The 263-nt window shown below is 60.8% G+C and carries 1 pseudogene; it reads right to left on the bottom strand.

The annotated features are described in order from the left end of the window. Positions 1 to 61: 61 nt before the first annotated feature. Positions 62 to 263 (bottom strand): annotated as a pseudogene (locus RAD04_RS38870) (hypothetical protein); the annotation flags it as partial.

Here is a 263-nt window from a genome sequence, read left to right as displayed (position 1 = left end):
ACTGCGGAATACTCCCGAGACGGCATCGGCTCAACCGCTGGATTTGGACGCAAATCCGGCGTTACGAGTTGCTCGCGCTCTCTTGCGGATGATGGGGGACGAGGACGAGCATCTGTCCCTCGACACGCCAGGACTGGAGCTTCGACAGGAAGTTCATGCCGAGCACGTCCAGATTGCCCAGGCCCGGCGATGTGACGATCTTGAGGTTACGTGCCACGATGTTGCCGACGCGCAATTCATCCACGCTTCCGGTTTCGGCCGGG

This window comes from Bradyrhizobium sp. 25ACV (genome assembly GCF_054863005.1).
This window is presented reverse-complemented; position numbering and strand designations above follow the sequence as displayed.